This is a genomic window from Burkholderia ambifaria AMMD (genome assembly GCF_000203915.1).
GTDB classification, from domain to species: domain Bacteria; phylum Pseudomonadota; class Gammaproteobacteria; order Burkholderiales; family Burkholderiaceae; genus Burkholderia; species Burkholderia ambifaria.
Window position 1 is genome coordinate 402,421 of the sequence record NC_008391.1, and the last position, 23,085, is coordinate 425,505.

Genomic DNA, 23,085 nt, shown 5'->3' on the forward strand with positions numbered 1-23,085 from the left:
AAATGCGCGACCAGCCGGCGGGGCGGCGTTCGCGCATTCATTCACTCATGAAAATTGTTGCCTATCCCGATTCAATTCCATCGGCGTATCGCGGATAGCAAAGCATACGCTGCATAACGCGCGAACGATATCGCGTGCCGCCAACGATTCATGTGCCGGCGCAGCATGCGTTTCGATCGCGCGTTCGACGCCGAGGTCCGAGGCCGCCAATCATGGACCTTGGCGATGGCCGTCGCGCGTGCTGCGGCACAACATCGAATGTCGATGCCCGAAAACGAAAACCGCCGCGCGACGCGATGCCTGTCGGTATCGCGCCACACGGCGGTTCGGTGCGAGCAGCCGGCCTGCGCCGGCTCGCGCGTCACACGTCGAAGAACACGGTTTCGTCCGGCCCCTGCATGCGGATGTCGAAGCGGTACACGACGGGGCGGCCCGGCTGCGCATCGCGCTTCGCGACGAGCGTCGCACGGCGTTCGGCCGGCACCAGGTTCAGCACCGGATCGGCCGCGTTCGCCGCGGCTTCGTCGTCGAAATACACGCGGGTGAACGCGTGGGTCAGGATCCCGCGCATCATCACGGTCACGTTGATATGCGGCGCTTCGTCGGCGGCGATGCGGCCCGGCTTTATCGTCGGGACCACGAAGCGGTTCTGCGGGTCAGTGCCCGTGCCGACGCGTGCGAAGCCCGTGAAGCCGGACTTCGCGATGTCGTCACGCGACGCGGGATAACGGCCCGCGCCATCCACCTGCGTGAATTCGAGCACCGCGTCGCCGACGACGTTGCCGTCACCGTCGAACACCTGACCCACCAGCAGCACGTGCTCGCCTTCGGCGTCCGGCGTGGCGATCGCCGGCGTGAACAGGCTCTTCAGGTCGTAATCGTATTGCTGCGGGCACAGGCCGTATGCGAAGTACGGGCCGACCGTCTGCGAAGGGGTTTGCTTCAGCGTCGTCATGGTTCAGCGCTCCATCGGGGTAGCGTCGCGGCCGCGCAGCACGATGTCGAATTCGTAGCCGAGCGCATAGCCTTCTTCGGTGATGTCCATCGAGAAGCGCGAGATCAGGCGATCGCGCGCGGCTTCCGGCGTGCCCTGGAAGATCGGGTCGTACGCGAGCAGCGGATCGCCGGGGAAGTACATCTGCGTGACGAGGCGCGAGCCGAAGTAGTCGCCGAACAGCGAGAAGTGGATGTGATTCGGGCGCCACGCGTTCGGATGGTTGCCCCACGGATAGGCGCCGGGCTTGATCGTCAGGAAGCGGTAGCGGCCTTCGTTATCGGTCAGGCAGCGGCCCGCGCCGAGGAAGTTCGGATCGAGCGGCGCGTCGTGCTGGTCGACCTTGTGCACGTAGCGGCCGGCGGCGTTCGCCTGCCATACCTCGACGAGCGTGTTGCGCACGGGCTTGCCGCCTTCGTCGAGCACGCGCCCGGTGACGACGATGCGTTCGCCGAGCGGCTCGCCGTTCTTCACCGAGTTCTTCGTCAGGTCGTGGTCGAGCGCGCCGAGATCCTCCGCACCGTAGACGGGCGCGTACTGGTCGCGCAGCTTTTCCTTCAGCGGGATCATCGGGCGCGTCGGGCCGCGCTTCACCGACGAACGGTACTCGGGGTGGACATATGCGGGATGCGACGGCCAGTCGCGCGGCGTGAGGATCGTGGGGGAATCCATCGGGTGTCTCCTGATAGGTATTTCGCGAGGGGATGGCAAGACTGTAACCAATCCGGAAAGTTATGCAAAATGACCTTTTTTAGCGAATCGCATAACCATTCGTTATGTTCGACGACCCCAATGAAAATCCGCCGGACAGGCGGCCTGTCCGGCGGAAAAAGCGATCGGGCTTCGCGTCGTCGGTGACGACTCCGTGCAAGGCCCTCCAGCCAGCCCGTCGCTGCTTTTTTGTGTTTCGTTGTTGTTATCAGGTCTCCCCGAGCGTGCCCGTCGTTCGTTTTCGTTCTTCGTCGTTCGTTCGTTACGGTCGGGCGGGATCGAAGACGATTCCGTCGAATTCGAGCGACAGCGTGCCGCTGCGCAGCAGCGCGGCCGGCGTCGCGGTGCGCTCGGCGCCGAGCACGTCGCCCACGTAGTTCGCGCAGAACCCGCGATGCGCGAGCAGGCTGAAGCGGCTGCCGAGCAGCGCGTCGATCCGCTGTTCGGCCAGCGCGTGCACGTGGCGCTGCGCGTCGGCGCTCGGTGCCGCGACGCGGCGAGCCAGCGCGACGCGTCCGCCGTCGGCGCGGGCGATGAAGCGCGACAGCGGTGTGAGCTTCGTCCGCGCAAACGCGGGCTCGGCGATCAACGGTTCGTCGCCCGACGTATCGACGACGATGCCGAAGCGATCGGCCCACGCGCCTGCGTTGCCTGCCGCGTCGCGCAATGCGCGGGCCGGTACGCGGATGAACACGAGATCCCCGACGTGCGCGCCGGCGGCCAGTGTGCGCACCGTGGCGAGCGGCAGCGTGCGGTCCGTGTCGCGGGCGTCGCGCGGCGCGGTGGGATGCGGTTCGAAGGCGGTGGTGTCGGTTCGGGTGCTCATCGCGGCTCCGTGGGGCAGTGACAGGACGGAGCGGATTATGCGGACAAGTATCCAAAAGTGCTTGTATGGATGCTTGAGTAGCCTAATATCCGACCTTGAGCACCATTTTTCGATACCAACATGACCGAGACCGCCCAACTCATCGAAACGCTGAAGCGCCAGCTGAAGGCGCAGGGAATGACCTATCGCGACGTCGCGCGCGCGCTCGACGTGTCCGAGACGAGCGTGAAGCGGCTGTTCGCGAGCGGCCGCTTCACGCTGGAGCGCGTCGCGGAGATCGCGCAACTGCTCGGCTATACGCTTGCCGAACTCGTGCAGGAGGCATCGGCATCCGCGCCGCGCTTGCGCGTGCTGACCGAGCAACAGGAGGCGCTGCTCGTGTCGGACGAGAAGCTGCTGCTCGTCGCCGTTTGCGCGGTTAACTACTGGACCGTGCAGGACATCGTGTCGGCCTATTGCCTGACGCAGGCCGAGTGCGTGAAATACCTGCTGATGCTCGACCGGATGAACGTGATCGCGCTGCTGCCGGGCGACCGGATTCGCGTGCGCGTCGCCCGCGATTTCGACTGGCTGCCGGGCGGGCCGATCCGCCGTTATTTCCATGCACACGTGCTCGACGACTTTCTCGGCAGCCGTTTCGACGGCCCGGGCGAGACGATGACGTTCTCGCAAGGGATGCTGACCGACGCGGCCGCCGCGGAACTCGAGCAGGAGCTGCGGCGGCTCGGCGCCAAGGCGGCGGCGCTGCACGCGGAGTCGTCGTCCGCGCCGCTCGGGCAGAAGCGCGGCACGGGCCTGCTGATCGCCAAGCGGATCTGGGAGCCGACCGGCTTCCACGCGCTGCGGCGCCATGCGTGACGCCGCGCCGAATGCTTGGGCCTTTCCGGAAAGTTATGCAAAATGGCACAACGTCATCCCTTGCATAACCGCCCGTTATGAACAACCGTATCGCCGACGGCCGCGTCAAATTCCGGCACCTGCAGTGTTTTCTCGCGGTCGCGCAGCTGGGCGGCGTGCAGAAGGCGGCCGAAAGCCTGTCGATCACGCAGCCGGCCGTGTCGAAGACGATCGCCGAACTGGAGTCGATCCTCGGCGTGAAGCTGTTCGAGCGCGGGCGGCACGGCGCGCAGCCGACCCGCGAAGCGCAGCTGTTCCTCCCCCATGCGAACGCGTGCGTGCTGGCGCTGCGGCAGGGCGTCGGGCTGCTTGCGCGCGAGGGCGGAGCGGCCGCGGCGACGCTCGAGATCGGCATGCTGCCGACCGTCGCGGCATCGCTCGCGCCCGCGCTGATGAAGGCGCTGGCCGCACGCTGGCCGCGCATCGTCGTGAGGATCGCGACGGCCGCGAACGCCGAGTTGCTGGAGCGGCTGAAGGCGGGCGCGATCGAATGCGCGATCGGGCGCCTGTCGGAGCCGGAGCGAATGATCGGGCTCGCGTTCGAACAGCTGTACAACGAGCCGCTCGTCGCGGTCGTGCGCGCCGGGCATCCGCTGCTGGCCAGCGCCGCACCGGCCGCCGAACTCGCGCGCTATCCGGTCGTGTTGCCGCCGTTCGGCACGCTGATCCGCCAGTCGGCCGAGCAGCTGCTCGGCGCATGCGGTGCGCCGCCGCTGGATTCGTTCATCGAGGTGCTGTCGGTGTCGGTCGCCCGCGCGCTCACGCTCGAGAACGACGCGGTCTGGTTCGTGCCGCTCTATGCGGCCGAATATGACCTGTCGGCCGGTGCGCTCGCGCGCCTGGCGCTGCCGTCCGCGGGCACCGACGAGCCGGTCGGGCTCGTGCTGCGCACCGATGCGCAACCGTCGCCCGTCGCGCGGACGCTGATCGACGCCGTGCGCGAAATCGCTCGCGCCCGGTTCGGCAATGCGCGAGCGCATCGCGCGCCGCCCGGCGCACGCAAGCCGGCTCGCCGCACACGTTGAGCGCCGCGCAGGGCCGCGCCAGGCGGCACTCGGCCGCCGTTCCTTGCCCCTCATTCGTTAGCCGTTCGGTCAGTAGCGGGCTTCGTCGTGCTTGGCATATCGTATCGTTTTTGATACGCTTGATGGCACGACGATGGCGAGACAGCAGATTCAGATCACGCTCGGCGTGCGGTTCTTCCGCACGGCGCGCGGCAACGAGCCGGTGCGCGAATGGCTCAAGGCGCTCGGGCACATCGAGCGCAGGATGATCGGCGAAGAGATCAAGACCGTTCAACTGGGCTGGCCGCTCGGCATGCCGCTGGTCCGGAAGATGTCGAAGGATCTGTGGGAAATCCGCGTGATATTGCCGAGGCGAAGCGCGCGCGTGCTGTTTACGGTCGTCGGCGACACGATGGTGCTGCTGCACGCGTTCTTCAAGCAGTCGCAGGCCACGCCGTCCGACGATCTCGACGTGACCGTCGCGCGGCTGAAAGCGCTCACGCACGCCATCTGAATTTCCCGGTTGCGCCGGAACGCACCGTCTTCGACGGTCGGGCCGCCGGCAACGCCATGCACTGGAGTACCCATGACCACCACGAACAATCCGCATATCGGCAGCGATTTCGATACCTTCCTCGAGGAGGACGGCAATCTCGAAGCGGCCACCGCCACCGCGATCAAGCGCGTGATCGCCTGGCAGATCGGGCAGGAAATGAAGGCGCAGCACATCACGAAAACCGCGATGGCCGCGCGGATGAAAACCAGCCGCGCCGCGCTCAACCGTCTGCTCGACGAAACCGACACGAGTCTTACGCTGGCGACGCTCGCGAGCGCGGCCACCGCGCTCGGCAAACGGCTCAGCTTCGAGTTGGTGCCCGCCTGACGCGTGCCCGGTGAACCGGCGGGCAGCCGATTTCCGATGGAGGCTCACGCTGTTTTCCGGTGGTCCCATGGAGGGAGCGGCGGCTTACCGGTTCGCGGTGTCGTTCAATTCCGCTGTCGTGGTGCAAATTGATTGGATTGAAGGCTCAAATTGCTCCAGCACAGCGCACCCTCCCGTGGTTATTCAAACCACTATAGAAAATCGCTGTTACCCGACATACCTAATGCGCCTTCAGCGCGATCCCGGCGTCGGGTTGCGATATCCGAGGACGCTTGCCTATTGGGCGATGTCCAAGCACGGTCGATTGTGTGTTAGTCGGGGCGACTGACGTTCGAATTTCTTGGATTTTCAGACTCTTTCTAGTGAAGCGCTAAAGGAATTCGGACCCGTTCTATTTTTACCAATTGTTGTTTTTCATACACTCGAAAAGATCTGCAATGTGACGTGCAATTGTGCTCAGTAAGACAAACGTTTGCGCTCGACTCAACTGCAGTGGATGCGCGAATAAAGGAAAACGATGAGCAACTGCAGTCGGCACAGTCGAACGGATGGGGGCATGTCACGAGAGCCCAACCTCAAGGTCGGGCGTCCTCGGTACGCTGCGCGCAATGCGCTAAAGGCAATTTCCAGCTTTCTTGCGATCATATCGGCTACGCATGCCAACGCGTCGAGTCTGGCGAATCTCGCCGGCGAGGCGCTCGCGCAAGATGCCACGTTCAGGAGCGCCGAAGCTGCGTGGCGTGCAGGGATCGAAAGAGCGCCTCAAGGGCGGGCGGGACTGCTGCCGCAAGTTGGCATCCAGCAGGTCATCTATCGCAATGGCGTGCGGATTCCAGGGCAAACCATTCCCGGCTATTCGACCAACGGTTTCACCCTGACGCTGAACCAGCCTCTCTTCAACTGGGCCGCGTGGGAAAACTGGCAGCAAGGCCAACTCCTGGCGATGGATGCCGATCTTGCGTTGGCGCAAGCGAAGCAGGACTTGCTCCTTCGCGTTGCTCAGGCCTATCTGGCCGCACTGAATGCACAGGACGATCTCGCGCTCGCCGTCGGCCACCGCAAGGCCGTCGCGGAACAACTGGCGCTCGCGAAGCGCCGCTTCGCGCTGGGTGATGCGACCATCGTGGATACGAACGAGGCATTGGCCGGTTTTGATGCTGCGCGAGCCGATGAAGTCGCCGCGCAAACGCAGCGCGATACCAGCTACGCGGCGCTCCAGAAGATTGTCGGTCATCCTGTCGACAGGGTAGACGGATGGCGTGACGATGCGCATCTGCCGCCCGTGGCGACCGCAGACCTGCAACAGTGGATGGACACGGCTGCCACTGCGGATTACGGAGTGCGTCGAAAAATGATCGCGATCCAGCTCGCCAGCCGCGAGCGAAGCAAGGCACGCGCCGGTGACTATCCCACTGTCTCGCTGGTCGGCAACGCCAGCAACGGCAATGCGGCGTTTATCAATGGACAGACGAACTTCTACACCGGCGCAAGCCGTGGCAGCTCCGGCTACGTTGGCATCCAGATCTCGTTGCCTCTGACCGACGGCCTGATGACCCGCAGCAAAATTCGCGAAGCGCTCGCGCTGGAGGACAAGGCTCGCGAAGATCTGGAAGACGCCCAGCGCAGCGCCCGGCTCACGGCCCACGACGCGTATTTGGGCGTCACGCGAGGACTGGCGCAGACCGATGCGCTGGCGAGCGCGGTGCGGTCCGCCACGATCGCGTTGCGGTCGAATCAGACCGGCTACCGGGTCGGCGTTCGTGTGAACGCTGATGTGCTTGACGCAGGCGATAAGCTCTACCGGGCCCAGCGCGATTTCGCGCGCGCCCGTACGGAAACGCTCGCCCAAGCGCTGAAGCTGAAAGCGAGCACCGCCGACCTGGGCGAAGCCGACCTTGCGGCACTCGATACGATGATGGTCGAGCACACGCCCGCCCGCATCCCGAGCTCCGGCGCATCGGGAGGACACTGATGTATCAACTCATCAGGCGCCATCTGGTGATCGCTGCCGCGTTCGGTATCGCATCAAATTTGCTGCTGCTGACGCCGACCATCTACCTGCTGCAGGTCTACGACCGCGTGCTACCGAGCCAGAGTATTCAAACGCTGCTGATGTTGATGGCCTTCATGGCGATCACACTTGGGATGAATATCTGCGTCGATATTGCCCGCAGCCGGATCTTGTCGGACCTGGGCGTGCGAATCGGCAACCGGCTCGAGCGACTCGCGTTGCAGGCGCAGATTTCCGCTCACGCCTATCGGCTGCCGTCGCGCGCGCTCGCGAGTCAGGGTGACATCAATACGCTGCGGGCGTTTCTCGCAGGGTCGGGCGTGATTGCGTTTTTCGACGCGCCTTGGCTGGTGGTCTACGTAGTCGTCATCGGCCTCTTTCATTGGTCTTTGGCGCTGATTGCGGTTCTCAGCGCACTGCTGTTGGTGAGTGTCGCGCTGGTCAACGACCGACTCACGCGCAAGGGCATCGAGTCTTACCTTGCGCGGCAGCGGGAGGGGGATGCGTTCTACCAGCACCTCATCCGCAATGCCGAAGTCATGACCGTGCTCGGCATGACGGAAAACCTGGTGGGTGCCTGGGATGTACGCAAGCGCGACTACATCGCCGCGCAGCGTGACGTGTCGGATCGCAGCGCGTTTTATCGCGACTTGACCAAGGGGCTGCGGCAGGCGATCCAGGTGATCATGATGGCGGCCGGTGCATGGCTGGTGATTTCGGGCCATGCGACGCCGGGCGTGATGCTGGCCACGACCATCCTGCTCGGCAAGGCGTTGGCGCCGATCGAACAGTTGATTGGCAACTGGAGGCAGGCCGGCGAGTTGCGCGAAGCATGGCCTCGTCTGGAGGCACTGCTGGCCAGTCAGACCGAGGCCGAACCGATCGCGTTGCCACCGCCCACCGGCGAAATTCGGGTCGAGCAGATCGCGTTCAGCGTGCCGTCGCGAACGCCCGGCCTGGGACGGCTATTGCTGCGCGGTATCAATTTCACGCTGGCCGCGGGCCAGACGCTGGTGATCACGGGGCCGAGCGCATCCGGCAAGTCGACGTTGCTGCGGGTCATCGCGGGGTTGTGGCGACCGCAGGCAGGTGCGGTGCGGCTGGACGGCGCCGACATGGCGCAGTGGCCCCGATCTTCCCTGGGCCGGTATCTCGGGTACGTGCCGCAGGACGTCGAGCTGTTCGCAGGCACCGTCGCTGAAAACATCGCCCGGACCGCGAAGCCGCTCCCGCTCGATTCGGCCGCGATCGTGCGCGCGGCGAAGCGAGCGGAGGTTCACGAGATGATCTTGAATCTTCCCGATGGATACGAGACGCTGATCGGTGACGCGGGAGAGCTGTTGTCCGGGGGCCAGCGTCAGCGCATCGCCCTCGCGCGTGCCTTGTACGGCGAGCCAGCCGTGCTGCTGCTGGACGAGCCCAATGCGAGCCTCGACACGATGGGGGAAGCCGCGCTCGAACGCGTGCTGCGCCATCTGAAAGCCGATGGAATGACCGTCATCGCGGTCACCCACCGGCCGTCTCTGCTCGCACTGGCTGACCGGATATTGCGGCTGAAAGATGGCCAAATGGAACGGCTTGACATGCCACCTGGACCGGAGCAAGTCGATAGCGATTCGTGCACAGCGAATGGGCAAACCGACGACACCAGTGGCTTACCGCAGGGAATCGATTTCTCCGCGTTGCAGGCAAGCCGGTCTTCGTTGCAGGCCGCCCGGGTGCCAACGCTTGGTCCGGCGATGGAAGGCAACCGATGAGAACATCCATGCCGTTACATCGTGTGAGCCAACGTCTGAAACGCTGGTGGCCCGCTTCCGTGGCATCCGACGGCAGCGTGCTGCCGTTGCCGCGCCGCTTGATCGGCGCCAGCGTCGGCGGTCTCGTCGTCGGTCTGGGTTTGATGTGGGTGGGGGCTGCGCTCGCGCCGATTTCTGGCGCCGTCGTCGCAGAGGGCTCGGTGCGCACCGAAGGCGAACGCAAAACAGTGCAGCACCTGGAGGGCGGGATCGTGAAGCAAATCCTGGTCCGGGATGGCGATCGTGTGAAGGCGGGCCAAGTGCTGGTTGTGCTGGACAACGTCAGTCCGGCGGCCGAATTATCGGCGTTGCAGGCGCAATTCGATGCGGAGCAGGCAAAGATTGCGCGTCTTTCCGCCGAACGCGAACTGAAGGAAACGCTGGCGTTCCCGGCCGCGCTCGAGAAACAGCGCGACGATCCGCGCGTTGCCGAGTTGCTGGCACGCGAGTCTTCGCTGTTCATCGCGCGCCGGCGTGCGTTCGCCGACCAGAGCACGATGCTGCGCACCGAACTGGCGCAGACCCGCCAGGAAATCGCGATCAGTTCGCAGTTGATTCAGACGATGAACCGCAGCTACGACATGGCGCGCCAGCAGCGGCGGACCAACGAAACGTTGCAACAGGAAGGTTTCGTTGCTGAAACGAAGGTGCTCGATTTGCGGCGGGCCGAGGCTGATGCACTGTCGCGCGTCCAGTCAGGTGCCGCCGATCTGAGCCGCGCGAAACAGCGGCAGACTGATCTCGAACTCCGTATTGCCGGGCTACGTCATGACTATGTGAAGGCGGCTGACGACCAGCTTAAGGAAGCGACCACACGCGCGATCCAGATTGGTGAGCGGCTACGCCCAGCTCGCGATCAGTCTGCCCGTACCCGCGTGACGGCACCGGTGGCAGGCGTGATCGTTGGCTTGAAGGTGCACACGATCGGCGCAGTAATCGCGCCTCGCGAGCCGATCGTTGATGTTGTCCCCGAAGGGGCGCCGTTGATCGTGGAAGCGAATATCCGACCGGACGACGTGCGCGAGATCGCGCCTGGTAGCCACGCCGACGTTCGGCTGACGGCCTACAACTCGCGCACCACGCCGATGCTCGACGGCAAGGTCACATACATTTCGGCTGACGCGCTGACCGACAGCGACAAGCGCACGCGGTTCTACGTGGTTCGGGTCGAGGTGCCGGCGCAAGCACTGGAAAGGGCCAACCGTCTCGCCAAAGAGCCGGTCGCACTCGGGCCAGGGCTCCGGACCGAGGTTTATATCCGCACGCATGCGCGCTCGGCCTTCGATTATCTGCTCGAACCGGTCAGGGACGGGATTCGGAAGTCGATGCGGGATTGATTCAATGGGGCATCGGATCGACTCCAGGACTTTTTATATGTGGTTTTTAGCGGCCAGGATGATGAAGGCTGCAGCACTAGTTGTCGTAGTGGTTACCGCAACCGCGAGCAATAGTTATGCGGAGCCCGCACCCGCGTCCGACGCGTCGGCTAAGGTGCCGTGCAGTCAGCATTCTGCACAACGCAAATACGTGTATCAACCGCATACTTCATGGAAAAGCTATCTGGGGTTTACGGAAGAGTTAGATTCGATAATTGCCAGATTAATTTTCTCGAAAGAGGGTGAAGAGGCGACGAAAATGATATTCAGGCCGAAAAATACTGCCGATTTGGTCGGGAATCTTAAGGTGATTTTTGATGGAGATATCCTGCTTCAAGATAAATTTTATGCAGCTGAAAATCTGAAAGATATTTTTAACCTCGAGGAGGTGGCTGTATTAGATGACCGCAACGGAGCTGAGCGACATATTTCAATTTCGGGGGGCGTTTCAGATTCGGTATCTCCGAGAATACAGGCGTCAGAACGCTTTGGAGGATCGATGCGCGGTGCCGGATTTGGGGGCGGGAAAACGATTCATCAATCGGGTGTGGTCGCGGCAGCCATAAACTTTGGAATTTACAAGGGCGGTCCGGATTTCGAGGCGACCTTGAAAATATTCTCGAAGAGATTCGTTCTTGTTCCGCCGCAGCCATCGCCCCACGGTGGCCCAGGTGCGCCAACAGCACCTCATGGAAACCAGACGTTGCGGTACCAGCAGGTAGACGATCAAATCGAGAAGGCGATTACAGTTGGATTCAATCGGAATGCTGAGCTTTCTAGGGTTATTGTTGAGATTAAGAGAAATAAAAATGATGGCGAATCAGAGAGCCAACGAAACTAGCCGCCATGAAGGTTTTGTTTCTGAAACGAAGGTGCTCAGTCTACGACGGACTGAGGCAGGCACACGCGTATACGTCCAGTTGGGTGTTGCCAATCTGAGTAGCTCGATGCGGTGGTCGAAGATATAACGTATTTGGCAAGGTGCTTTTTCATGAATTCGGGGTCCGTCAGATAAATTCCGTAATCTGTAAATTGAGCGATTTTTTAAAAGGAGTAAGTCTCATGAAGGACGTGAAAGTAACCGGTGTTGCGGGTGCGGTGGTGGAAAGTAATATCGATTTTGCTCGGCCGGAAATTTCCTCTGCTCGCCTGGTAAGTAGTCTGCGCCATGCGCAGTCAGTTGAGTTTCCAGAAATTTCGCCTGCATTGACGAGTCGCCTTAGCTTCGTTCAGTTGAAAAATTCGATGGCAATGTATTCGAGTTCGGTCGATTCTAATTATTCGTCCCGGGTGACATCTCTAATTATAAATGCCAAATCAATTGGTCTTGACTAAAAGGCTTTGTGTCAAATGAGGAGGATTTCACTTTTCTTGCTCGTACCTGGATTGATCGCCCTTGCGGCATGTGTGAATTATGAGGCAGGTTTGGCGTCACCTCGTTCATCACACGATATTCTGTTTGGCATCAAAGCTGTGGTGGACTCGACAGATTTGACCGACGTGGATTTTGTTGGAAAGCGATTGCAGATTGATCTTGTAAAGAGTCCTGAGATGCCAGTCTATGAAGGTACTGATCAATTAATTCTCGGCTACCGAAGTGAAGTTAAGCAAAGGGGAGGTGCAAAGGAATATCAACTCCGTAGTTTTCATTATGGGATATTTTCGGCCCCGCGACAGAAATTTTGAGCGCGTCCTTATTTCTGTATCAATGGATGTGGCGGAGATTTGTATTAGTCCGGCTGATGTGAGGGGTGTATTTCATAAGATCGATCGATCTGTAAACCCACATGCTTCGTGGTCGACCTTTTCTTACGATAGTCCGAAGATGAAGGGTGTCGGGGCTTACTTCCAGTTTGGAGAGGATGAGTGTCTTCGTGGTTTTGGATTTTTTCAAAATAACAAAAAGGAATAAATAATATGTCAGTCATTACCGGTAAAGAGGCGATGTTTGTCAACGTCAAGATAACTCAGGATGAACTCGATCTGATCAATCGGAGTCCCACGCTTGTGGATCCATTGTTGAAATACAATAACGATGTGTTGAAAGAGGCGGTTCACCCTATTCAGGTCAGTGCGGGCGAGAGTGGTATGATCTGGGACGCGAAAATTAAGACCATTCAATTCGGGAGGTATGACAATAAGGCCTATGATCAGCTCGAATCACGAGTCTTTGTCGGAGTATTAAGTCATGAAATCGGCCACTACATCAACGATGCACATGATCGAGACATTAATAGGCAGTATGGCGCAAAAATGCGAGAGGACTTCGATCTTGCAGCAGTCATCGGTGTAAACAAGGAGAGGGAGGCAGCCTATAACAACTGGCTGGTTGCCCGGGAAATTTTTCAGAATAATGGGCAACAGATCGTTGTGCGTGGCGACCGGGCGGATTATGTCGGTGCATTGGAATATATATATCCGCACGCATGCACGCTCGGCAATCGATTATCTGCTCGAACCGGTCAAGGGCGGGATTCGTAAATCGATGTGAGGTTAACGTGACGACTCGATATCGGAAAGCGGGTCGTGCAATTTCCGCGCAGCCACCGAAATTAAATCCATTTCGATGATGATTTTGTGAAGTCGGAGTTCGTTGGATCAACTCCTTGCCTGGTTGTTAAACGCAGTTTCTGAAAGGAGCAAGACTAATGAAAGCTGTGACAGCAGCCGCAGTGGCCACCGCCACGGTGGCAAGCAACATAAGTTATGCGCAACCAGTGCCGGCATCCGACCTGCTGGTCGCGTTGCCGGGAGGTTTGGGTTATACCCGACCGGATGACACACCACAAATAGCTCCTGCATTGTCTAGCCATTTGAGTTCCACGCAACAAGCTGATCTTACAACTAGTCAGTCTGTTCTTCGGAAAAATGGAAAAGAGGTGGGGAAAATGATATTTAGACCGAAAACTCCCGTCGAATTTGCTCAAAACCTCAAGATAATTTTTGATGGCGATCTTCTGCTGCAAGATTCATTCTACACCGAGGATAATCTGAATGATATTTTCAGTCTGGAAAAAGTCAATATAAATAATGATATCGAGGATCGTGAAAAAAATATATCAATTTCGGGGGCTGTATCCGATTCTATTTTTCCGAGAATAAAGACATCCGAATTTTTTGGTGGATCGGCTTCCGGTGCACATTTTGTTGGTGGAAAGCTTGATCAAGCAGAGTTTGTCAGGGCTGGTTTGAATTTTCATATGTATGTAGGCGGTCCAGATTTTTATGCTGCCGCGAAAATATTTGAGAAGAAATTTGTTCGCGTTCTGCCTCAGCCATCTCCTCATGGCGGTCCGGGGCTAGCCACGGCCCCTCACGGAAACGAAACGTGGAAGTTCGAGCAGGTAGACGGTCAAGTAAATAGGGCAATTACCATCGGCTTTAACTCCGCCGGTAGCCTTTCTAGTGTTCTTATTCAAATCAAAAAAATTAAGAAATAAGAGGTGTGAAAGTGGCAGTTGCTCTCGAAAAAAAAGCACTTGACAAGCTGGCTGCAGTGTTCAATCGGGATTCTCCGATGTATAACGCAATTATCATTGCAGCAGAAAAATCCCCGTTCCTGGCCGGCGAACTGAATGCCTTCGGTCGCGACCCCGACTGGGAGTTCGTAAAGGGGGAGGCAAATAAGGGAATCTTTACTGATTCGTCCAAGAAGAAGATCGCTTTTGATCCTACATGGAGCGAATCTGCAACCTTATTCGCCACCACGCTGGCGCATGAACTCGGACACGCGCTGCTGCCAGGCGGGACGGGCGGTTCTTTGGCACTGAATCCGGATCAGGCCGTCGCGAATGGTTTGTCGAACGAAGGGGTTGCGCTCCTTTCCGAATATATTGTGGCCATCCAGTTGGGGTTGACCGGTGGTGCGGCCGGCCACATGCATTCGGACCAATCCGACAGTCGGCTGACGCTGCAACTGAATCAACTGGCTCAGTCGGTTGGCATCGACGTCAAAAGCGTGACGTGGGGATCTGCTGCCGCTCACGCGCTCGCCGATTCGGATTCGGCCCTAGTCGATGCTGCGGGGAAATACTACGGCACCGTCCATCCGTCCCCGGCCTTGCAACTGACGTATAGCCAGTTTTATGCGGATTGGTGGATTATCCAGCATTCCGGCATGGATCCGAATCTCGTCGACTGGCAGAAGGTCCAGGCCGACATGATCAAGTACACCAACTTCACACTTGATGGCCAGCCGGTATTCACGATTGATACGAAGGGCATTCCGCTGCTGGATGGCGGATGGGCGGTGGTGAATGGCGAAATTTCGCTGAAAGGAGTCGTAACAAAGACTCTTTTTAATGCCGACGGCAAAATCCAGGAGCAAGCGAAATACGACTACACGGGATTCAAGTTTCAGAATATGCTTTTTGGGGGAGACGGCAAGGCAACCCATCGGTACGACTTTAAGCTCGATAACAGCTACACGAAGTATGATTTCGCCGCTGATGGTTCGCAGACTGCATCGCTATACGGCACGACCGGCCAGATGATCGAGTATGCGAAGTTCAATGCCAATGGTTTCAAGACGCTGGACATCTTCTATGGCGCGGATGGTAACGCCACGCAACAATACAACTTCAACCTTGACAAGAGCTATACGAAGTACGATTTCAATGCTAATGGTTCCCAGACCGCAACGTTGTATGGCGTGAACGGCAAGATAACCGAGTACGCGAAGTTCAACGCCGATGGCTTCAAGACACTGGACATCTTCTACGGAGCGAATGGCAAGGCGGTACAGCAGTACAACTTCAATCTGGATAAGAGCTACACGAAGTACGACTTCGCCGCCGATGGTTCACAGACCGCCTCGCTGTACGGCACGACCGGCCAGATGACCGAGTACGCGAAGTTCAACGCCAACGGTTTCAAGACGCTGGATATCTTCTACGGCGCGAACGGCAAGGCCACGCAGCAGTACAACTTCAATCTGGATAAGAGCTACACGAAGTACGACTTCGCTGCCGACGGCTCCCAGACCGCGACGCTGTACGGCACGACCGGTCAGCTAACCGAGTACGCGAAGTTCAATGCCGACGGCTTCAAGACACTGGACATCTTCTACGGAGCGAATGGCAAGGCGGTACAGCAGTACAACTTCAATTTGGACAAGAGCTACACGAAGTACGACTTCGCCGCCGATGGTTCCCAAACGGCGACGCTGTACGGCACGACCGGCCAGATAACCGAGTATGCGAAGTTCAACGCCAACGGCAACAAGACGCTGGACATCTTCTACGGTGCTGACGGCAAGGCCACGCAGCAGTACAACTTCAATTTGGACAAGAGCTACACGAAGTACGACTTCGCCGCCGATGGTTCCCAAACGGCGACGCTGTACGGCACGACCGGTCAGCTAACCGAGTACGCGAAGTTCAACGCCAACGGCTTCAAGACGCTGGACATTTTCTACGGTGCTGACGGCAAGGCGACGCAGCAATACAACTTCAACCTCGACAAGAGCTACACGAAGTACGACTTTGCTGCCGATGGCTCCCAGACCGCGACGCTGTACGGCGCGGCTGGCCAGGTTACCGAGTACGCGAAGTTCAACGCCAACGGCAACAAAACACTGGACATCTTCTACGGTGCTGACGGCAAGGCGACGCAACAGTACAACTTCAACCTGGACAAGAGCTACACAAAGTACGACTTCAATGCCGACGGCTCGCAAACGGCGACGTTTTTCGGCGTCAATGGTCAAGTGAGCGAGTATGCGAAATTCAACGCAGCCGGTGTCAAGACGCAGGATATCGTCTTTGGCGCGGACGGAAAGGCAACCAAGCAGATCGACTTCAATATCGATGGCAGCTACGCCTCTCACGTCTTTAATAGCGATGGCTCACAATTCGCAGCGCTGTTCGGCACCAATGGACAGATGACAGAATATGCGACATTTAATGCGGGCGGGTTCAAGACACAAGACATTTTTTACTCGAACGGACGGGCGACGCATCGGTACGATTTTGCTCTTGACAAGAGTTTCATCGCTCATGTGTTTGACGGTTCAGATGAAATGGTCGCACTTTTCGGTGTGAACCATATTGTTTATGATTATTATAAGTATTCCTATGGAAAACTATTCGAACGTGACATATTCGATGGTCTGGGGCGTCAGATCGAGGCTGACCGCTTTAGCACCTCAACGGGCAAGCTTACCGGGTTCTCAAAGTTCACGTACAACAGTGATGGCACGTACAATGCAAAAAGCTATGATTCATCGGGACACTTGACCGCCAGTTCAAACTACACCGGCGACGGACACTTGATCCAGAACAACACCATCTATATTCCCGGAAGTAGCGGCTTCCCTTCTGCTCAATTGTGGTGGGGGTTCCAGATCTGATTGCTTCAATGTACGCGCAGGTATGTCTCGTCCAGGACATATCTGCGGTGTCGGCTGATTCGGATATCGACCATGTAGGTATCGGAGGCCGTTGATTCGAGCCCTGCTATGGTGAAGAGATGACGCGGCAGGTTCGCAATCGGTGACAACTTCATTGGGGTCTATGGCCGCCCGGCCAACCTCAGATAAAGCAACGCACCGCCCGCGAGCAGCAGCGGGCACAAGATATACCACCCTGTCGTCAGAAACAGCCCGGCAACGGCGACCAGCGAAATCCATGCGCAGCGGTACGCGATGCCGCCACGCGGCAGCAGTTTCAGCGCCGCGGCCGCGCCGAGCCCGTACACCATCACGAAGCAACCCGACGTGACGAGCACGAGCGGTTTCGGCCCGACGTCCGAGAGCGTCGTTGCCGCGAGCGCCACGGCCGCCAGCACCGCGATCACGCCGAGACTGCGGCGCGGCACGCCGCCGACCTGGCTGCCTTGCGCGAGCCACGCGGGCAGTGCGCCGTCGCGCCCGAGCGCCGCGCCGAGTTTGGCCGCACCCGCGAAATACGCATTCATCGTGCCGAGCGTGAGCAGCACCGCGGCCGTGGCCGCCAGCACCCGTGCGTGACCGCCGATGCCGCCCGCGATCAGTTCCGCGAGCGGCGCGCCCGATGCGCCGGCCGACGGCCCGAGCACCGTCACGCTCGCGGCCGCGACCGACAGATACAGGAACCCGACGACCACGACCGCGATCGCGGCCGAGCGCGGCATGTCGTGCGCGGGGCGGCGGAATTCAGCGGCGAGGTGCGTGATCGCTTCCCAGCCCGCGAAGCTCCATACGAGCAGCGCCGCCGCCTCGCCGACCGCCAGCCAGCCGTGCGGCGCGAACGGATGCAGGTTGGCGGTGCGCGCATGCGGCGCGGACGCGAGCACCGCGGCCAGCAGCAGCGTGACGAGCAGCGCCGACAACACGAGCTGCATGCGGCCCGACACCGTCACGCCGAACGCATTCGCGGCCGACACCGTGGCGATGAGTGCGGCGGCCGTGACGATCACTGTGACATGCCCGCCGCCCGTGACGGCCGCGACATACGCGCCGCCGAACATCGCGGCGGCCGGCGCGCCGGCCGGCACCGCGAAATAGAAACACCAGCCGACGATCGCCGCGGCCTTCGGCCCGAATGCGCGGCGCGCGTAGGTCGATACGCCGCCCGCGTCCGGATAGCGCGCACCGAGTGCGGCAAAGGTGGCCGCGAGCGGCCCCGACAGCACGACGAGCGCGGCCCACGCGAGCAGCGATGCCGGACCCGCGACCTCGGCGGCGAGCGCGGGCAACGCAATGACGCCAGTGCCGAGCACCGCGCCGATATACAGCGCGGCGCCCTGGAAAATCGTCAGCGAGCCCGCGTGATGAACGGCGGGTGAATCGGCATGCGAAGGCATGAAAGGCAGTCTCCGGAAGGCTTGTTCTGGGCGCGGTCCGCGCGGTGAATCGTGGGATGCTACCCGAACGGGCGCGGCGATGCGGCGCGGCGTTCAGTAGTCCGCGACGTGCCGCGTGTCAGCCGATGTCAGTAGCGGCGGGCGAGACGCAGGCGCGCATCCTCGCGCGAGGCAGGGGTCAGCTCGGGCGCGTAGTGGAACGCGCCCGCCACGAGCGACGCGACGGGCACGCCGTCGCGGAACAGCACGCGATTGCCGGCCAGCGCGGGCACCTTGTCGCCGGGCAGCAGCGTGCCGGCAAGGTTCAGCGGATCGGCGCCGGTCACGCACACATATTGGCCGTCGCCCGGTTGGCGACGCAGTTCGCGCAGGATCGGGATTGCCTCCGGCAGCGCGAATTGCTCGCCCGCGAGCCCGGCGACGAAGCGTCCGCCGCGAATCTCGCCGCGCGCTTCGAGCCGCTGCAGCACGCGCACGAGCTCGCGCCAGCTCGGCAGCCAGTCGGCTTCGCGTTCGAGCAGCCGCCAGAACACGACACCGTAGCGGCGCAGCAGCGTCCAGACGATGTGTTCGAGCGCGTCGGGATCGGTCGCGGGCGCACCGCGCTTCGGTGCCGGCGTGGGCGCGTCGTCGTTCGTTGGCGAAACGCGTTGCACGAGCGCCCAGCGGCCCGCATCGTCCATCCCGCCGATCAGTGCGCCGCCGCGCCGCGTGCGCGGCGCATACGTCGCGCTGCGCTTGACCGCCGGCTTCAGCAATGCTCGCAGTCCGGCGAAGCTGTCGGCATTCACGAGGCCGGCCGACACGAGTTCGCCGAGTGCCTGTTCGAGTTCGACGGGCAGCATGTGCAGTTCGTCGAGCAGTGCATCGAAGAACATCGCGCCATGGGCGGCGAGCGCGTCCCGCACCTGTGTCGCGCGCGCGGACAGCGCCGGTTGCGCGTCCGGGTCGCGCAGCGCCTGCCATGCGCCGAGGTGGCGGCGGGGCAGCAGCACGACCGGCGTCGTCTTCACGGGCGTGCCGGCCGCGCGGGCCGGTGCGCCGATGCGGGTCCACACGAGCTTGCCCGAGCGGCATAGATCGTCGAGGCCGCCGGCCGTATAGTCGGTCAGCCGTGCGGGCAGGAGCGCGTCTTCCCATGCGCTCGCCGCGGCTTCGTAGCCTTCGAGCTGCTCGAGGACGGCTGCGAGCGCGTCGCGGCCGGTTCCACGCGTATCGGGCGTCAGGCGCTGCCAGTGGAACAGGAAGCGCATGAAATCGGCGCGCTCGACGGGCTCGATCTCGCGGCGCAGTCGTTTCACCGTATAGCGATGAATGCGCGCGAGCAGGTGGCGTTCGCACCATTCGTCGGTCGTCGCGCCGGGCGTGAAGCGGCCGCGCATTACGTAGCCTTCGCGCTCCAGTGCGGCGAGCGCCGTCGCGATCGCCGCGGGCGGCAGGCCGAGCGGCTGTGCGATGGCGTCGAGCGTCAGCGGCCCGAATCCGGTGAGCCGCGCGCGGATCACGTCGACGAGCGCGGCGTCGGCGTCCCATGGCTGCGCGCATGCGGCCGGCACCTTCAGCGCCGGTGCAACACGGGCGTCGGGATGCAGCGCGCGTAGGCAGACCAGCCGTTCGACCGGCACCCACAGCGTGGCGCCATCCGGTGTGACGAGTTTCGTCGCACGACGGCGTTCGGTCAATTCCGCGAGCCGCTCGGGCCAGCCGTCGTGCGCCCGCGCTTCGCTGTCGGCGACGCATGCGAGCGTGAGCAACGCGTCGTGCATTTCGTCGGCATCGCGCACGAGCGGCCACGCTTCGTCGCGCACCGCATCGATCGCGTCGGCGTCGAGCGCGCCGAGATCGTCGGCCGACTCGGGGTCGCTCCAGCGGCGCGACTGCACGGCCTGCGTGCGGCGCTCTTCGAGCGGCGCATCGTCGAGGAACGCATAGGGCTTCGCGTTCAGGATCTCGGCGGCGAGCGGCGACGGCGCGGGCAAGTCGCGTGCGATCAGTTCAATCGCGCCGCTCTCGATCCGGCGCAGCAGCGCGAGCCAGCCGTCGGTATCCATCGCGTCGTGCAGGCAATCGTCGAGCGTCTGGTCGACGAGCGGGTGGTGCGGGATCTCGCGTTCGCCGACGACATTTTCCAGGCACGCGACCTGTTCGGGAAACACGGTCGCGAGCAGGTCGTCGCTCTTCATCCGCTGCAGTTGCGGCGCGGTGCGCCGGCCGCCGGTGAAGCGCGGCAGCGCGAGCGAGGTCGTCGCGTTCCAGCGCCAGCGCACGCCGAACATCGGCGCGTCGAGCAGCGCCTGGATCAGCACTTGTTCGGCGCTGGCCGAGCGCAGGTAGCGCCACACTTCGTCGAGCGCGAAACTGTGCGCGAGCGACAGCGACAGAACGATCGCGTCGTCGGTCGCGGCGGCCTGCAGCTCGAAGTCGAACGTGCGGCAAAAGCGCTTGCGCAGCGCGAGTCCCCACGCGCGGTTGATGCGGCTGCCGAACGGCGAATGGATCACCAGCTGCGTGCCGCCCGACTCGTCGAAGAAGCGCTCCATCACGAGCGTGTCCTGCGTCGGCAGCGCGCCGAGCGCCGCGCGCGTGCGGGCGAGGTAGTCGACGATCTGGCGGGCCGCGTCCGGAGCCAGATGCAGATCGTCGGCGAGCCAGCGCAGCGCCGGCGCGAGGCGGCTTTCGGCCGGGACGATCGCGGTGCCGTCGGCATCGCTTCGCGAATCGGCGACGGTTGAGGCTTCGGCGGCTCGTTTGGCCTTGCCGCGCGTGGCCGTCTTACCGGTTGCATCACCATTCGCGCCGTTCACGCCGCTCGCACCGCGCTTGCGTCCGCCGGCATCCGTGTTGCGATCGCCTTCGGCGAACAGCGCGTCGAGCCGCGCGCGCAGCCGGCCGACCGCGGCCGACAGTTCGTCGCTGCGCCCAGGCGCCTCGCCGAGCCAGAACGGAATGCTCGGCGACTGGCCTTGTGCGTCCTCGACGCGCACGCGGCCCGTTTCCACGCGAATGATCCGGTACGACTGGTTGCCGAGCTGGAACACGTCGCCGGCCAGGCTCTCGACCGCGAAATCCTCGTTGACGGTGCCGACCTGGATGCCCTGCGGTTCGAGCAACACCGCGTAGTCGGCCATGTCGGGAATCGTGCCGCCCGAGGTCGTCGCGGTCATCATCGCGTTGCGGCGTCCGCGCACCGTGCCGCCGACCACGTCGCGATGCAGATACGCGCCGCGCACGCCGCGGCGGCTCGTGAAGCCTTCGGCGAGCATCTTCATGACCTCGTCGAAGCGTTCGCGCGACAGGCGCGCGTACGGCGCCGCACGCGTGAAGCTCGCGTACAGCGCATCCTCCTGCCATTCCGCGCAGGCGACTTCGGCGACGATCTGCTGCGCGAGCACGTCGAGCGGCGCCTCGGGAATCCGCAATGCGTCGAGCTCGCCGCGCTGCACGCAGTCGAGCAGCGCCGCGCATTCGACCAGCTCGTCGCGCGACAACGGGAACAGGCGGCCCTTCGGCACGCCGCCGACCTGGTGCCCGGAACGGCCGACGCGCTGCAGGAACGGTGCGATCCCGCGCGGCGAACCGACCTGGCATACGAGATCGACGTCGCCGATGTCGATGCCGAGTTCGAGCGACGCGGTCGCGACGAGCAGCTTCAGCTCGCCGCGCTTGAGCCGCTGTTCGGCGTCGAGGCGATGTTCCTTCGCGAGACTGCCGTGGTGCGCGGCGATCGCGTCCTTGCCGAGGCGCTCGGCGAGATGGCGCGCCATGCGCTCCGCGGTGCGCCGGGTGTTCACGAACACGAGCGTCGTGCGATGCGCGGCCGCGAGCGCGGCGATGCGGTCGTACACCTGGTCCCACACGTCGGTCGCCATCACCGGCCCGAGCGGCACGTTGGGCAGTTCGAGCGCGAGGTCGCGTTCACGCGTGTGGCCGGTGTCGACGATCGTGCAGTCGCGCGGCGCATCGGCCGGGCCGCCGACCAGGAAGCGCGAGACCGCGTCGATCGGTTTCTGCGTGGCCGACAATCCGATGCGCGGCAACGCGCGGCCCGTCAACGCATCGAGGCGTTCGAGCGACAGCGCGAGATGGCTGCCGCGCTTGGATGACGCGAGCGCGTGGATCTCGTCGACGATCACCGAACGCACGCTCGACAGCATCTGCCGTCCCGACGTCGAGGACAACAACACGTACAGCGACTCGGGCGTCGTCACGAGGATGTGCGGCGCGCGTTTGCGCAGCGCCGCGCGTTCGGCCTGCGGGGTGTCGCCGGTGCGCACGGCGGTGCGGATCGCGGGCACCGGCAAGCCGAGCTGCGCGAGCGATTCGGCGATACCGGCGAGCGGCGCGTCGAGGTTCACGTGGATGTCGTTCGACAGCGCCTTCAGCGGCGACACGTAGACGACGAGCGTCGCGTCGGGCAGTGCCCCGTCGTGCGCGAGCGCATCGCGCACGAGATCATCGAGCGCGCACAGGAACGCGGTGAGCGTCTTGCCGGAGCCGGTCGGCGCGGCCACGAGCGTCGACCGGCCCGCCTTGATGTGCGGCCACGCGAGCGCCTGCACGCCGGTCGGCGCGGCGAACGTGCGACGGAACCATGCGGCGACGGCCGGGTGGAACACGTCGAGCGCGTGGGCGGGGCGGGTGGCGGTGACGTCCATCGGAGCGTTGAAATAGGGTGCGAGCGCACGGGCGGCCGCGCGCGAATCGTCAGTGTGCCAGACGTCGCAACTGCGCGCCGGGCACCTGGGGCGGGGAGAATACGCGCGCCTCGTAGATGCAGATGAGGCGCAGTGCCGGCGTTTCAATAG

The 23,085-nt window shown here is 62.1% G+C and carries 18 protein-coding genes; 13 read left to right on the forward strand and 5 right to left on the reverse strand.

Annotated elements, in window-relative coordinates; translation table 11 throughout:
- Positions 1–361: 361 nt before the first annotated feature.
- From pcaG to BAMB_RS18020, 3 genes are all read right to left on the reverse strand, one after another.
- Positions 362–955 (reverse strand): protocatechuate 3,4-dioxygenase subunit alpha, encoded by a 594-nt coding sequence (gene pcaG / locus BAMB_RS18010; protein WP_011658599.1) that lies wholly within the window; start codon positions 953–955, stop codon positions 362–364.
- Positions 956–958: 3 nt separating this feature from the next.
- Entirely contained in the window at positions 959–1,666 is a 708-nt protein-coding gene (gene pcaH / locus BAMB_RS18015; protein WP_011658600.1) for a protocatechuate 3,4-dioxygenase subunit beta, read from the reverse strand.
- Positions 1,667–1,967: 301 nt separating this feature from the next.
- Positions 1,968–2,531: a YiiX/YebB-like N1pC/P60 family cysteine hydrolase gene (locus tag BAMB_RS18020; protein WP_011658601.1), complete on the reverse strand. Its 564-nt coding sequence runs from the start codon at positions 2,529–2,531 to the stop codon at positions 1,968–1,970.
- Positions 2,532–2,651: 120 nt separating this feature from the next.
- Here BAMB_RS18020 and BAMB_RS18025 point away from each other — a divergent pair, with 120 nt between their 5' ends.
- The 13 genes from BAMB_RS18025 (at position 2,652) to BAMB_RS18065 (ending at position 16,847) form a co-directional block, all read left to right on the forward strand.
- The gene (locus BAMB_RS18025) at positions 2,652–3,389 is read left to right on the forward strand and encodes a helix-turn-helix domain-containing protein (RefSeq protein WP_006751195.1); all 738 of its coding nucleotides are present in this window, start codon (positions 2,652–2,654) and stop codon (positions 3,387–3,389) included.
- A 77-nt stretch (positions 3,390–3,466) separates the two neighbouring features.
- Positions 3,467–4,453 carry a pca operon transcription factor PcaQ gene (pcaQ, locus tag BAMB_RS18030; protein WP_011658602.1) on the forward strand — a complete coding sequence of 329 codons (987 nt, stop codon included), beginning with the start codon at positions 3,467–3,469 and terminating at the stop codon, positions 4,451–4,453.
- A gap of 133 nt (positions 4,454–4,586) precedes the next feature.
- Complete coding sequence (locus BAMB_RS18035; protein WP_011658603.1) at positions 4,587–4,946, forward strand: type II toxin-antitoxin system RelE/ParE family toxin; 360 nt, start codon at positions 4,587–4,589, stop codon at positions 4,944–4,946.
- A 72-nt stretch (positions 4,947–5,018) separates the two neighbouring features.
- Positions 5,019–5,315, forward strand: a complete 297-nt coding sequence (locus BAMB_RS18040) for an XRE family transcriptional regulator (protein WP_011658604.1) — start codon at positions 5,019–5,021, stop codon at positions 5,313–5,315.
- A gap of 556 nt (positions 5,316–5,871) precedes the next feature.
- Positions 5,872–7,287: a TolC family outer membrane protein gene (locus BAMB_RS18045; RefSeq protein ID WP_045554957.1), complete on the forward strand. Its 1,416-nt coding sequence runs from the start codon at positions 5,872–5,874 to the stop codon at positions 7,285–7,287.
- Positions 7,287–9,083: a type I secretion system permease/ATPase gene (locus tag BAMB_RS18050; RefSeq protein WP_011658606.1), complete on the forward strand. Its 1,797-nt coding sequence runs from the start codon at positions 7,287–7,289 to the stop codon at positions 9,081–9,083. Before BAMB_RS18045 ends, BAMB_RS18050 begins: the two co-directional genes overlap by 1 nt.
- 8 nt (positions 9,084–9,091) lie before the next feature.
- On the forward strand, positions 9,092–10,459 hold the full coding sequence (locus BAMB_RS18055; RefSeq protein ID WP_227739374.1) for an HlyD family type I secretion periplasmic adaptor subunit: 1,368 nt from the start codon (positions 9,092–9,094) through the stop codon (positions 10,457–10,459).
- A gap of 4 nt (positions 10,460–10,463) precedes the next feature.
- Positions 10,464–11,339: a hypothetical protein gene (locus BAMB_RS35375; RefSeq protein WP_127456264.1), complete on the forward strand. Its 876-nt coding sequence runs from the start codon at positions 10,464–10,466 to the stop codon at positions 11,337–11,339.
- A 221-nt stretch (positions 11,340–11,560) separates the two neighbouring features.
- Positions 11,561–11,833: a hypothetical protein gene (locus BAMB_RS35380; protein WP_127456266.1), complete on the forward strand. Its 273-nt coding sequence runs from the start codon at positions 11,561–11,563 to the stop codon at positions 11,831–11,833.
- Between the two features lie 36 nt (positions 11,834–11,869).
- Positions 11,870–12,184, forward strand: coding sequence for a hypothetical protein (locus tag BAMB_RS35385; protein WP_127456268.1), 315 nt, complete (start codon positions 11,870–11,872; stop codon positions 12,182–12,184).
- Between the two features lie 231 nt (positions 12,185–12,415).
- Complete coding sequence (locus tag BAMB_RS35390) at positions 12,416–12,979, forward strand: hypothetical protein (RefSeq protein WP_011658608.1); 564 nt, start codon at positions 12,416–12,418, stop codon at positions 12,977–12,979.
- A gap of 167 nt (positions 12,980–13,146) precedes the next feature.
- Positions 13,147–13,938 carry a hypothetical protein gene (locus tag BAMB_RS35395; RefSeq protein ID WP_127456271.1) on the forward strand — a complete coding sequence of 264 codons (792 nt, stop codon included), beginning with the start codon at positions 13,147–13,149 and terminating at the stop codon, positions 13,936–13,938.
- An 11-nt stretch (positions 13,939–13,949) separates the two neighbouring features.
- Positions 13,950–16,847 carry a hypothetical protein gene (locus tag BAMB_RS18065; protein WP_127456273.1) on the forward strand — a complete coding sequence of 966 codons (2,898 nt, stop codon included), beginning with the start codon at positions 13,950–13,952 and terminating at the stop codon, positions 16,845–16,847.
- A gap of 161 nt (positions 16,848–17,008) precedes the next feature.
- On the opposite strand, the gene BAMB_RS18070 is transcribed toward BAMB_RS18065, so the two are convergent.
- Complete coding sequence (locus tag BAMB_RS18070) at positions 17,009–18,280, reverse strand: APC family permease (RefSeq protein ID WP_011658610.1); 1,272 nt, start codon at positions 18,278–18,280, stop codon at positions 17,009–17,011.
- Between the two features lie 128 nt (positions 18,281–18,408).
- On the reverse strand, positions 18,409–22,935 hold the full coding sequence (locus BAMB_RS18075; protein ID WP_011658611.1) for a DEAD/DEAH box helicase: 4,527 nt from the start codon (positions 22,933–22,935) through the stop codon (positions 18,409–18,411).
- Positions 22,936–23,085 lie beyond the last annotated feature (150 nt).

Coding starts and splice junctions, on each gene's coding strand:
- pcaG (WP_011658599.1), bottom strand. CDS start 955: ATGACGACGCTGAAGCAAACCCCTTCGCAGACGGTCGGCCCGTACTTC.
- pcaH (WP_011658600.1), bottom strand. CDS start 1,666: ATGGATTCCCCCACGATCCTCACGCCGCGCGACTGGCCGTCGCATCCC.
- BAMB_RS18020 (WP_011658601.1), bottom strand. CDS start 2,531: ATGAGCACCCGAACCGACACCACCGCCTTCGAACCGCATCCCACCGCG.
- BAMB_RS18025 (WP_006751195.1), top strand. CDS start 2,652: ATGACCGAGACCGCCCAACTCATCGAAACGCTGAAGCGCCAGCTGAAG.
- pcaQ (WP_011658602.1), top strand. CDS start 3,467: ATGAACAACCGTATCGCCGACGGCCGCGTCAAATTCCGGCACCTGCAG.
- BAMB_RS18035 (WP_011658603.1), top strand. CDS start 4,587: ATGGCGAGACAGCAGATTCAGATCACGCTCGGCGTGCGGTTCTTCCGC.
- BAMB_RS18040 (WP_011658604.1), top strand. CDS start 5,019: ATGACCACCACGAACAATCCGCATATCGGCAGCGATTTCGATACCTTC.
- BAMB_RS18045 (WP_045554957.1), top strand. CDS start 5,872: ATGTCACGAGAGCCCAACCTCAAGGTCGGGCGTCCTCGGTACGCTGCG.
- BAMB_RS18050 (WP_011658606.1), top strand. CDS start 7,287: ATGTATCAACTCATCAGGCGCCATCTGGTGATCGCTGCCGCGTTCGGT.
- BAMB_RS18055 (WP_227739374.1), top strand. CDS start 9,092: ATGCCGTTACATCGTGTGAGCCAACGTCTGAAACGCTGGTGGCCCGCT.
- BAMB_RS35375 (WP_127456264.1), top strand. CDS start 10,464: ATGGGGCATCGGATCGACTCCAGGACTTTTTATATGTGGTTTTTAGCG.
- BAMB_RS35380 (WP_127456266.1), top strand. CDS start 11,561: ATGAAGGACGTGAAAGTAACCGGTGTTGCGGGTGCGGTGGTGGAAAGT.
- BAMB_RS35390 (WP_011658608.1), top strand. CDS start 12,416: ATGTCAGTCATTACCGGTAAAGAGGCGATGTTTGTCAACGTCAAGATA.
- BAMB_RS35395 (WP_127456271.1), top strand. CDS start 13,147: ATGAAAGCTGTGACAGCAGCCGCAGTGGCCACCGCCACGGTGGCAAGC.
- BAMB_RS18070 (WP_011658610.1), bottom strand. CDS start 18,280: ATGCCTTCGCATGCCGATTCACCCGCCGTTCATCACGCGGGCTCGCTG.
- BAMB_RS18075 (WP_011658611.1), bottom strand. CDS start 22,935: ATGGACGTCACCGCCACCCGCCCCGCCCACGCGCTCGACGTGTTCCAC.